This window comes from Hansschlegelia beijingensis, assembly GCF_045505405.1.
Classification (GTDB): Bacteria; Pseudomonadota; Alphaproteobacteria; order Rhizobiales; family Methylopilaceae; genus Methylopila; species Methylopila beijingensis_A.
The window spans coordinates 1-898 of the sequence record NZ_JBJKEX010000626.1; the positions used below are offsets into that span (position 1 = coordinate 1).

Genomic DNA, 898 nt, shown 5'->3' on the forward strand with positions numbered 1-898 from the left:
CCCGCGGTCGCGGCCCGCATGGCCGCCTCGGCCTCCAGCCCGATGATGCGCAGCCGGCTCATGCCGGCGCCGTCCGCGCCGGCTTCGGCCAGCTTTCCGAAGAAGGGCTCGATGGCGGCCGCGCTGGCCCGGAACGTCGCGGCGTCCATGTCATCGTGGCTGCCGCTGTCGACATGGCTGACGAGGCCGGGCTTGGGGTAGGTCTCGAGCTCCAGGAGCAGGCAGTTCGCAGCGCTTGCCGCCACCAGGGCGGGATCGAAGTCAGGGGTCCGGGGCCCCAAGGCGGGTTTCGCAGGCAGCAGGAGCGGGGCTGTCATCGCCAGCCTCCGACGTCGCAGAAGCGATCACGGTCGACGAGCTCCACGCCGGCGGTCGACTTGACCAGAACCTCGCGGGCCTCGCCCAGAAGCTCGCGCCAGTTCACCGCGACGCCGCTCGACCGGACGAGCTCTCCATCGACCCGCATGGGAGCGACGGCGTCGATCTCGGCGACGCCAGCGGCCAGCGCCCGGAGGTCAGTTCGGGAGTGGACGCGGAACAGCACGTCGAGATCCGAGCTGGCCGTCACGTAGTCCAGCCCGGTGAGCGTCCGCCAGGCGAGGCTGCCGAACGCCGGGACCGTCACGGCGTGCTTGGAAGCCAGCGCTCGCAGCTCGCAGATGGTCGCCCGCCACGAGATGGGCGCGTCCGGAAGAACCTCCGCCAGCGCTGGGGGCGCTGAGGTCGCCAGGACGTCTTCAGGCCGCATGAGGAAGCAGAGCCGGCGTTTTCCCGCGAAAGGCGGCAGCGGAAGGCCAAGCGGCACCCCCGCGCCTTCCCCGGGAAGCGGACGACGCGAGATCAGCGGCCAGCCGCGCCGCGCCCAGGCCTCCACGAGCGGCGCCGCGGCGAAATCGGG

2 protein-coding genes are annotated in these 898 nt (G+C 72.3%); both read right to left on the reverse strand.

Annotation, left to right across the window (positions count from 1 at the left end; all coding sequences use genetic code 11):
- On the reverse strand, positions 1 to 317 hold a 317-nt coding region (locus tag ACIKT0_RS19225), incomplete at its 3' end, for a triphosphoribosyl-dephospho-CoA synthase (RefSeq protein ID WP_407106874.1).
- Positions 314 to 898: malonate decarboxylase holo-[acyl-carrier-protein] synthase (gene mdcG / locus ACIKT0_RS19230; RefSeq protein WP_407106875.1), on the reverse strand; the 585-nt coding region annotated here is incomplete at its 5' end. The genes mdcG and ACIKT0_RS19225, both read right to left, overlap by 4 nt.